This is a genomic window from Natroniella acetigena (assembly GCF_023227745.1).
Lineage (GTDB): Bacteria > Bacillota > Halanaerobiia > Halobacteroidales > Halobacteroidaceae > Natroniella > Natroniella acetigena.
The window spans coordinates 1-10,286 of sequence record NZ_JALKBX010000076.1 but is presented as its reverse complement, the minus strand read 5'-3'; the positions used below and the strand labels follow the sequence as shown (position 1 = coordinate 10,286).

Sequence of the window (10,286 nt, the reverse complement as noted above, 5' to 3'; positions counted from 1 at the left end):
AGAGTGAAATGGTTTTTCCACTCGTAGGAGAAGCTCCATCTAAATCTTGTTTCTGATTTAGGTGGAGAGGTTCACATCAAATAACCTTTATTTTAGAGTTGTTTATCAATAAGAACAGTAGCCAGAAAAAACACTCTTTAATAATAAAAGATTAATTGTAAATAATATTGGTAACTGGTGATTAGTAACTATTAATTTAAAATAATAGTCGTTAGTTAAATAGAGTGAGTGGGCTTAAGCCCACTTTGTTCTTTGCAGAAAGGAGTTAAGTTGATGGATACTAATTTAGTATTAGTTATAATTTTAATTTTAGGAATAATTGTTAAGAATGATTCATTAATATTTTCAGCAGCTGTTTTACTAGGAACCAGAATCTTTAAGCTAGATGGTTTATTAGATTTGATTGATAATTATAGTGTTAAATTAGGAATTGTTTTAATTATGTTAGGGGTATTATCACCATTAGCTACAGAAGAGTTAAAGATAGAAGGAGGCTTAACAAGTTTATTGGAGCCATTGGCTATAGTTGGAATCATAATGGGGATAGCCGTTACTCAATTTACTAGGGAAGGTATTTGGTTGATGGAAACTGATCCTACAGTGACAGTCAATTTAGTCTTAGGTATTATCTTTGGAGTTGCCTTCTTTAATGGATTGCCCAGTGGCCCTTTAATAGCAAGTGGAATTACCGCTGTATTATATAGATTGTTTGCATAATAGATGGATTAAGTAGTTGTGGAAATATGGTAAAATTCGAGTTTTAGGCTTGAAAAAGATCAAATTAAGCTATATAATTATTTATTGTGTATATCAGATAATAATAAACGGAAGGGGTCGATAGTGTTGGCCCGTCAAGTAGAGGTTGAGATAAATAGTCTACAAGATACTGGACAAGAGGAGATAGAATTTTCTTCACAAGTAACGGGTAAATTATATTATCGTAATGGAGTTTATTATTTGAAATATGAAGAGGTGTTAGAAGGTTTAGAAGGGACTAAGACAACCTTAAAGATAAAAGAAGATACTGTAACTTTGATTAGGCGTGGTAAAGTAGGAGGAACGCAGAAATTCATATCAGATAAGAGGACAAGTTTTGATTATCAAACGCCCTATGGGAGATTGCCTTTAGAGATTGAAGTAGAAAAATTAGGAGTTAATGTAACAGAGCAAGCTGGAGAGGTTGTTCTTCAGTATCGACTGTATGAACAGCAGAGGCTTGTTAGTTGTAATCAATTAAATGTTACATATAAAGAATAGCTTAAGTTTAAGTTTAAGGTTGAGGCTGAGTCAATCGTTAAGAGACTAAACCAGAAATCTAGATATTACTATGAAATATTCCGAATAATAAAGCTTTAGGGTCTGTTTTTTAAGGGTTTAAGATTTTTAACTGTAAATTATCAATTGTAAATTGTCAACTGATATTAAGGAGGAATAGCATGTCTTTGATTCGGAAGTTACAAACAAGATTACAAGGGGAGATTAAGTCAGCAATTGAAACTGCAGAGCAGTTAGAAGTCATTGATCTTCCGCCGATTAAGTTGGAGACGCCACGTAATGAAAACCATGGTGACTATGCTACCAATATTGCGATGATTTTGGCGGGCCAAGCTAAGATGCCACCACGAGAAATTGCTCAGTTGATTATAGAAAATTTAACTGATTTAGATTTTATTGCTAAGATAGAGGTAGCAGGGCCAGGTTTTATTAATTTTTATTTCAGTATTGATTGGTTGTATGATGTAGTTGTTGAAATTGAAGAGCAAGCAGATGATTATGGACAGGGTGATTTAGGAGCAGGAAAGAAGATTCAGGTTGAGTTTGTCAGTGCCAATCCAACGGGACCACTGCATGTAGGTCACAGTCGAGGGGCTGTAGTTGGTGATGTTTTGGCTAATATCTTACAGACAGCTGGATTTGATGTCAGCAAGGAGTATTATATCAATGATGCTGGTAATCAGATGGATCTGTTAGGTAGATCTGTAGCGATTAGATATCAGCAGTTATTGGAAGAGGATGTTGAATTACCTGAGGATGCTTATCGAGGTGAGTATATTACGGAGTTGGCCCAGGAAATTGTTGAGCAAGATGGAGATAAGTATTTAGCAGAAGCTAAGGCTGGTCAGCTTGAATATTTCAGGGAATATGCTTATCAAGAATTATTAGATCAGATTAAAGCTGATTTAAATAATTTCGGAATTAAATTTGATAATTGGTTCAGTGAACGAACCTTACATTCTGATAAGATAGAGGAAGTAGCTGCTAAATTAAAAGCTGACCAATTAATTTATGAGCAGGACGGAGCATTATGGTTTAAATCCAGTAAGTTTGGTGATGACAAAGATCGAGTAGTAATTAAAGAAGATGGTAGTCCAACTTACTTAGCAGCTGATATTGCTTATCATCAAAATAAGTATCAACGTGGGTTTGAAGAGGTAATTAATGTTTGGGGTGCTGATCACCATGGCTATGTAGCGCGAATGAAAGCAGTAGTTGAAGCGTTGGGTTATCAGCGGGAAGCTTTACAGATTATTTTGGTTCAGCTAGTAACTTTACTACGGGATGGAAAACAGGTTCCAATGTCTAAGCGAGCTGGTGATTTTGTAACAATGCGTGATGTGATTAAAGAAGTTGGTAAGGATGCAGCCCGTTATTTTTATGTAATGCGTAGTCCAGATAGTCATTTGGATTTTGATTTAGAATTGGCCAAACAAGAGTCAACAGAAAATCCGGTTTATTATATTCAGTATGCTCACGCTAGAATTTGTAGTATCTTAGAACAGGTAGAAGAAGAAGGGATTGAAATTGATTCTTTAGAAGAGATAGATTTAAGTAAATTAACAACAGAAGCTGAGATTAATTTACTTAAAGAATTAGCTGACTATCCTGATCAGATCGCTAAGAGTGCAGAAAGTAGAGCACCACACCATATGGCTCGGTTTGCTCATCAATTAGCTTCAGCATTTCATACATTCTATAATAAATGTTATGTGTTGGTTGAAGATCGAGATTTAATGAAGGCAAGATTGAGGTTGGTATTAGCTACAAAACAGGTATTAGTTAATTTGTTGGAGTTGTTGGGAATATCAGCTCCAGAAAATATGTAAGGCGATTAACATTTAATATTTAACATTGAATATTGAATAATTAAAAAAGCTATAAATTCCTTTAGTCTTTAAAGGTTTGGTTTTTAATTGTCAATTGTCAATTGTACATTGTAAATTAATTAAGGAAGGGGGAGCAAAAGTGAATCAAGTTATATTAGCAATGATATCTGGTTTAATTGTTGGGGCACTGTTTTCGTGGTTGGGCTTGCCAGTTCCAGCTCCTCCGACTTTAGCAGGAGTAATGGGGGTAGTTGGAATTTATTTAGGTTTTATAATCATGAATCTTTGGAAGTGAATAGCAGAGACTAGAAGATGGAGGGGTCAGTATCTCCAAATTTTCTAGTCTCTTTATTTTGTTGGTTTGGTTTTGAACTTACTGACTACTGACTACAGATTCCTGACAACTATATTAGGGGAGGATTAATTATGACAAAATATATCTTTGTAACTGGAGGAGTTGTATCTTCATTAGGAAAAGGAATTACAGCAGCATCACTAGGTAGGTTATTAAAGGAGAGAGGATTGAATGTAACTGTTCAGAAATTGGATCCATATATTAATGTAGATCCAGGAACAATGAGTCCTTATCAACATGGAGAGGTCTTTGTAACTGATGATGGAGCAGAGACTGACTTAGATTTAGGGCATTATGAAAGGTTTATTGATATTGATTTGAATCAGAATTCAAATGTTACTACAGGTCAAATTTATTCTACAGTTATTGCCAAGGAAAGAAAAGGGGATTATTTAGGAGGAACAGTGCAAGTAATTCCTCATATTACTGATGAGATTAAAAAGAGAGTTGAGCGGTTAGGTGATGATGAAGATGTTGATGTGGCATTAGTTGAGATTGGAGGGACTGTTGGGGATATTGAAGGGTTACCTTTTTTAGAGGCGATTAGGCAGTGTAAGAGTGATTTTGGTTCGGAAAATGTAATGTATATTCATTGTACTTTAGTTCCATATTTAAAAGCAGCAGGAGAGTTAAAGACAAAACCAACCCAACATAGTGTTAAGGAATTGCGTAGTTTAGGTATCCAACCGGATGTAATTGTTTGTCGGTCTGATCGGGACTTGACTCAGGGAGTTAAGGATAAGATTGCTCTATTTTGTGATATTGAAAAAGAGGCTGTTATCCAAGCTAAAGATGCAGACTATATTTATGATGTACCATTAATCATGGAAGAAGAAGGGTTGGCAAAGATAACATTACGTAAGCTAAAACTTCGCTCTAAAGTATCTAAACCGAGCCTAGATGAATGGAAAGAGTTAGTAAAGAGTATGAAGAGTTTAGATAAGAATACTAAAATAGCAATCGTTGGGAAGTATGTTGAGTTACAGGATGCCTATATCAGTATTTTTGAAGCATTACAGCACGCAGGAATTGCTAATGGAACAGATGTTGAGATCAAATGGGTTCATGCTGAAGATGTTGAAGAAGAAGGGGCAGAGGAGTTTTTAGAGGAGGTTGATGGAGTTTTAGTACCAGGTGGATTCGGTGATCGAGGAATTGAAGGTAAGATTGAAGCAACCTGTTATGCACGAGAAAATAGAGTTCCTTATTTGGGAATTTGTTTAGGGATGCATTGTGCTGTAATTGAATTTGCTCGTAATGTTGTTGGGTTAAGTCAAGCTCATAGCTCGGAGTTTGTAGATACTCCTCATCCAGTAATTGATCTAATGCCTGAGCAGAAGGATATTGAAGAAAAAGGAGGAACGATGAGGTTAGGTTTATATCCTTGTAAATTAGCTGAGGATACTGTTAGTCGTAAGCTATATCGACAGGAAGTTATTTATGAACGCCATCGCCATCGGTATGAATTCAATAATCACTACCGCAAAAAGTTGACAGAGCAGGGATTGATCTTGGCTGGAGTTTCTCCGGATGATAGATTGGTAGAGATGGTTGAAGTTGTTGATCATCCATGGTTTGTAGCTAGTCAATTTCATCCTGAGTTTAAATCACGACCTAATCGCCCTCATGTTTTATTTAAAGGCTTTGTAAAAGCAGCTTTAAAGTAAAAAGATGTTTTAAACCTCCCTTCTATCTAGAAGAGGAGGTTTTTTACTTACCCCTGGATTTAAACTATGGCGCTAGATTGTTTTAGTTTTAATATTTTCTCTGAAGTTAAAGCATACTTTATGATGAGGGGGGACTAATGATGGAGATTACTTTAGAGGTTATTAAAGAAGCGGCTCAAAGACTGACAGGGGTAATACATAAGACGGAGTTAGATTATTCGACTACTTTTAGTAAGATTAGTAATAATGATGTCTATTTAAAGTTAGAGAATTTACAAAGGACAGGCTCATTTAAAATCAGAGGAGCTTATAACAAGATTGCAAATTTAAGTCAGGAAGAGAAGGGTTATGGAGTTATTGCTTCTTCTGCTGGAAATCATGCTCAAGGGGTAGCATTAGCAGCAACTGAATATGGAATCAAATCAACAATTGTAATGCCTGAAGGAACTTCTATTGCTAAGGTAGCTGCTACTAAAAATTATGGTTCCAAGGTAGTATTAGCTGGAAATGTCTATGATGAATCTTATCTTAAGGCAAAAGAATTATGTCAAGAGACTGGAGCAACCTTTCTCCATCCCTTTAATGATCGAGATATAATTGCTGGGCAAGGGACGATTGGATTAGAAGTTATTGAGCAGTTAGCAGATCTTGATCTTATTTTAGTTCCAATTGGAGGAGGGGGCTTAATCTCTGGAATTGCTTTAGCGATAAAGGAGCTTAAGCCTGAAGTTGAAATTGTTGGGGTTGAAGCGGAAAATGCAGCCTCAATGAAGGATTCCTTGGGCCAAGGGAGGATAGTAGCCTTAGATTCTGCTGTTACAATTGCAGATGGAATTGCAGTTAAGGAACCAGGCTCCTTAACTTATAAAATCTGTCAAGAATATATTGATCGGATTATAACAGTAAGTGAAGAAGAAATAACTGAAGCAATCCTAATGTTATTAGAACGGGCCAAATTAGTAGTAGAAGGTTCAGGGGCAGTAACAGTTGCTGCTGTACTCAGTCAAAAGTTAAATATCAATAATAAGAAGGTAGTAGCAGTAATCAGTGGAGGAAATATTGATTTCAATATAATTGCAAGAATTATTGAACGGGGTTTAGTTAAAGCTGGTAGAAGGGTCAAGTTGAAAACTTCTATTAAAGATCAGCCAGGAAATTTACAACGATTATTGAGGAAGGTAGCTCAATTAGAGGCCAATGTAATCTCAATTCACCATAATCGTTATCATCCTAAGCTCTGTATTGGACAGGTTGAAGTTGAGTTGGAATTAGAGACTAAGAACCGAGAGCATTCTAAACATGTTTATAGATTATTAAATCAAGATGTTTATGATACAAAATTAATACAGTGAACCTCTCCACTTAAATTAAAACTTTAGATAAAAATAAAAAAACCTCGTATAAATTTCTAGATAATGTAAATAATATTACTAACAAAAGATATACGAGGGGGCTAAGTGATGAAGCGAGTAGTTATAATTATGATTTTATTACTAGGTTTAGTTGTTGGAGTTATGGAGGTTTCAGCTACAGAAATGATAACAGGTGAAATAGTTGCTGTTAATTCTGAACAGAGTAGTATTTTATTGAGAAGTGAGGCAGGGATAGAAGAGTATCAAGTTCAACTCAATAGTTCAATTAAGTTAAATGGAAATCAAGTTTCATTAGCGGCTTTAAGGCCGATTATGCCAGATGTTTTTCAACAAGCTAGACTTAAGTTAGCCGACGATCGAGTAGAGGAGATAACAGCAGCTTATAAAGCAATACCTGCTCAAATTAAAAGAGTTGAAGATGAGTATCTAGTAATTAAAAATTTGAATACTAGAGAAGAGATTGAGTATCAGCTTGATCAACAAGTAGAGTTATTACGGAATAATCATCAAGTTGAATTACAGGATATTCAAGCTGGTGATAGTGGATTAGTAGTGTTAGGTTTGGAAGATAAATTACAAAAGGTAATTATTCACAATTATGAGATCAGTGGTATAGTGACTGGTCTTGATTCCGATAATAAAAGGGTTGAGGTTAATGTAGGTACTAGATTAGAGCCAGAGACGAGGACTTATCAATTAGGGTCAGATACAATGATAGTTAAGCAAGAAGAAGCAGTTGGTTTTGAAGAGTTAGATACTGCTCATTGGGTTAAATTAGAGTTTAAACAAGGAGTGAAGCAAATAAATATTAAGCATCTTTAAAATGTTGTTCCAATTGGAGCAACATTTTTTGATTTTATGAAGAGGAGTTTCAAAGTCAATAGAGAATAACTATGTTAGAGGAGGGGAGAGAGGAATGCTACTCGATTTTAGTACTACTTTTGCTTGGCGATGTCCCTTTTGTGGAGAGTTGGAATTAAGTGAAATTAATATCTTTTATTTTTCTGGTAGTAATAGATTAGAAATAAAGTGTAGTTGTGATTTTACTAAGTTAGTAGTAATTAAAAATAATTCTAAACGTTATCAATTAAAATATAATTGTATAATTTGTGAATTAGAGCATAGGGTGTTTTATACTCAAAGTGAGTTATGGTCTAATCAAGTTAAGAAGATAAAGTGTGCAGAAAATGGAGCTGAATTAGGTTATTTGGGGCCTTATGTTGAGGTTAAAAAGTTAGCTGACTTAGAGGAAGAATATTTAGAGCTAATGATGGATAAACTAGAATTTGAAGATTATTTTAGTAATCCAGAAGTAATGCTCTCTGTCTTAAATATTTTACATGACATTGCTGAAAACAGTGGATTAACCTGTCAATGCGGAAATGAGGATATAGAGATTGAAATGTTACCAGGTAAAATTAAGTTAACCTGTCACCAATGTTATGGAGCAATCAATATTAATGCAGAAACTAAAGATGATCTGTTATTTTTAAAAAAATTAAGAAAAGTTAAGATCTTAGAAGGAGTAGTTAGTGCTTTAGAGAGGACAAATTAAAAGATTTTTAATTTTAAAAAGGAGTTTTAATGTAAGTCACGGAATAATTATTATGGTAATTTCTAAAGGGGGGTTGTAAAAAATGTCGTTAGTGCCAATGAGTCAAATTTTGGAACGGGCCAACCAAGAAGATTATGCAGTAGGTGGCTTTAATATGAATAATTTAGAGTTTTTACAAGCAATTATTGAAGCTTCTGAAGAAGAGAAGTCACCTGTTATTTTGCAAGCAAGTGAAGGAGCTTTGAGGTATATGGATATGCACCTTGCTTTGCCAATGGCTATTTCTGCTGCTGAAAATGCTGATATACCAGTAGCAATTCACCTTGATCATGGTAGTGATTTCAGTAAGATCATTGAGTGTATTAGAAATGGATTTACTTCGGTAATGATTGATGGTTCTAAATCACCTTTCGAAGAAAATATTGCCCTAACTCAAAAAGTAGTTGAAGCTGCTCATGCAGTAGGAGTTACTGTTGAGGCAGAGTTGGGTAAGATTGGTGGAGCTGAAGATGATCATGTTGTTAAGAGTGCTTCTTTAGCTGATCCAGATGAGTGTGTAGAGTTTGTAGAAAGAACAGATGTTGACGCTTTAGCTGTTGCTTTTGGTACAGCACATGGTGTTTATAAAGGAGAGCCTGAGCTTGATTTTGAGTTATTAGCTGAGGTTAATAATAGAATTGATCTTCCGATAGTAATGCATGGTGCTTCTGGTGTACCTGAAGAAAGCGTTGTTAAAGCAATTGAGCTAGGTGTTAATAAGATCAATGTTAATACTGCTTTCCAACAAGCTTGGACTGCTAAGGTAAGAGAAGTACTTGAAGATCCTGATATTTATGATCCACGTAAGATTTGTGGACCAGGAAGGGATGCTATGAAAGAAGCAGTAAAAGAGAAGATTAGATTATTTGGTAGCGATAATAAAGCCTAAATAATAAAAATATAACTTTAAAGGAAGCAGATTAAATTCTGCTCCTTTTTTTATTATTTAGGCACCTATGCTTTTTAAAAGGTTGTAGATTATTTTTTGTTTAAAACTTAATATCAAATTCTAATTAAGTTAAAAATATCTAATATTATAATAAATTATGAACTGGAGGAAATAATAATGGAAAGAGAGTTAGCAATTGAATTTGTAAGAGTGACAGAAGCTGCAGCAATTGCTTCGGCTAAATGGATGGGTAGAGGAGATAAAGAGAGTGCAGATCAGGCAGCGGTAGATGCTATGCGTAAAATGTTTGATACAGTTGATATTGACGGACAAGTTGTAATTGGGGAAGGTGAGATAGATGAAGCTCCAATGCTTTATATTGGAGAAGAAATAGGAACTGCAGATGGGGAAGTGCCCAAAGTAGATATTGCAGTTGATCCTTTAGAAGGGACAACAATTATTGCTCAAGGGCGTCCCAATGCACTATCAGTTCTAGCAGTAGCTCAACGAGGAAATTTATTACATGCTCCGGATATGTATATGAATAAGATTGCAGTTGGCCCTCAGGCTGCAGGGGTAATAGACATTAACTTAACAGTTGAAGAGAATATAGAATTGGTTGCTAAGGTAATGGGTAAACCAGCAAGGGAAGTGACAGTTGTAATTTTAGATAAGCCACGCCATCGTAAGGTTGGAGGATTAATGGAGCAAGTTAGAGGGACAAGGGCCAAGATAAAATTGATCAGTGATGGTGATGTTGCTGCTGCCTTAGCAACCGCTTTAAATGATACTGGAGTTGATTTGATGATGGGAATTGGTGGGGCTCCTGAAGGAGTATTGGCAGCTTGTGGCTTGAAGTGTTTAGGGGGAGATATGCAGGCAAGGTTAGTCCCTCAGTGTGAAGAAGAGATAGAAAGGGCTCGTAAAATGGGCTTAGAAGATGTAGAGGCTGCTTTAAGGTTAGAAGATTTAGCTGCAGGAGATGATATTATCTTTTCTGCAACAGGGGTTACAGATGGGGAATTATTAAAAGGTGTTAGGTTTGAAGCAAATCAAGTTAGGACTCATTCATTGGCAATGCGTTCTAAAACAGGAACTGTAAGGTTTGTTGAGGCAGTTCATAATTTAGAGAAGAAGAAATTATCATTTTAATCTTCTAAAGTTTATTTTATAATTTTGAGTCATTGGCGTTAACTTAAGATGTTTTTTTGTATTATAGGGTTTTGGAGTGAAGCTTTATTACAATTATGGTGTGATCTGTTGCGATATGAAAAGTATCGCCTAGTATTGTGAAGACAATCTAC

The 10,286-nt window shown here is 35.3% G+C and carries 10 protein-coding genes; all 10 read left to right on the top strand.

Annotated elements, in window-relative coordinates; genetic code table 11:
* The first annotated feature begins 273 nt into the window (after positions 1 to 273).
* The 10 genes from MWH25_RS11980 (at position 274) to glpX (ending at position 10,134) form a co-directional block, all read left to right on the top strand.
* The gene (locus MWH25_RS11980) at positions 274 to 717 is read left to right on the top strand and encodes a DUF441 domain-containing protein (protein ID WP_248627888.1); all 444 of its coding nucleotides are present in this window, start codon (positions 274 to 276) and stop codon (positions 715 to 717) included.
* A gap of 123 nt (positions 718 to 840) precedes the next feature.
* Positions 841 to 1,257: a YwiB family protein gene (locus tag MWH25_RS11975; RefSeq protein ID WP_248627887.1), complete on the top strand. Its 417-nt coding sequence runs from the start codon at positions 841 to 843 to the stop codon at positions 1,255 to 1,257.
* Between the two features lie 179 nt (positions 1,258 to 1,436).
* The gene (gene argS / locus MWH25_RS11970; protein ID WP_248627886.1) at positions 1,437 to 3,104 is read left to right on the top strand and encodes an arginine--tRNA ligase; all 1,668 of its coding nucleotides are present in this window, start codon (positions 1,437 to 1,439) and stop codon (positions 3,102 to 3,104) included.
* Between the two features lie 139 nt (positions 3,105 to 3,243).
* Positions 3,244 to 3,399, top strand: coding sequence for a XapX domain-containing protein (locus MWH25_RS11965; RefSeq protein WP_248627885.1), 156 nt, complete (start codon positions 3,244 to 3,246; stop codon positions 3,397 to 3,399).
* Positions 3,400 to 3,530: 131 nt separating this feature from the next.
* Entirely contained in the window at positions 3,531 to 5,126 is a 1,596-nt protein-coding gene (gene pyrG / locus MWH25_RS11960) for a CTP synthase (RefSeq protein ID WP_248627884.1), read from the top strand.
* Positions 5,127 to 5,266: 140 nt separating this feature from the next.
* Entirely contained in the window at positions 5,267 to 6,478 is a 1,212-nt protein-coding gene (ilvA, locus tag MWH25_RS11955; RefSeq protein WP_345947261.1) for a threonine ammonia-lyase, read from the top strand.
* 108 nt (positions 6,479 to 6,586) lie between these two features.
* Positions 6,587 to 7,321, top strand: coding sequence for a hypothetical protein (locus MWH25_RS11950; protein WP_248627882.1), 735 nt, complete (start codon positions 6,587 to 6,589; stop codon positions 7,319 to 7,321).
* Between the two features lie 94 nt (positions 7,322 to 7,415).
* Positions 7,416 to 8,054, top strand: a complete 639-nt coding sequence (locus tag MWH25_RS11945) for a hypothetical protein (protein WP_248627881.1) — start codon at positions 7,416 to 7,418, stop codon at positions 8,052 to 8,054.
* 82 nt (positions 8,055 to 8,136) lie between these two features.
* Positions 8,137 to 8,982 carry a class II fructose-1,6-bisphosphate aldolase gene (gene fba / locus MWH25_RS11940; protein WP_248627880.1) on the top strand — a complete coding sequence of 282 codons (846 nt, stop codon included), beginning with the start codon at positions 8,137 to 8,139 and terminating at the stop codon, positions 8,980 to 8,982.
* A gap of 177 nt (positions 8,983 to 9,159) precedes the next feature.
* Positions 9,160 to 10,134, top strand: a complete 975-nt coding sequence (glpX, locus tag MWH25_RS11935; RefSeq protein ID WP_248627879.1) for a class II fructose-bisphosphatase — start codon at positions 9,160 to 9,162, stop codon at positions 10,132 to 10,134.
* Positions 10,135 to 10,286 lie beyond the last annotated feature (152 nt).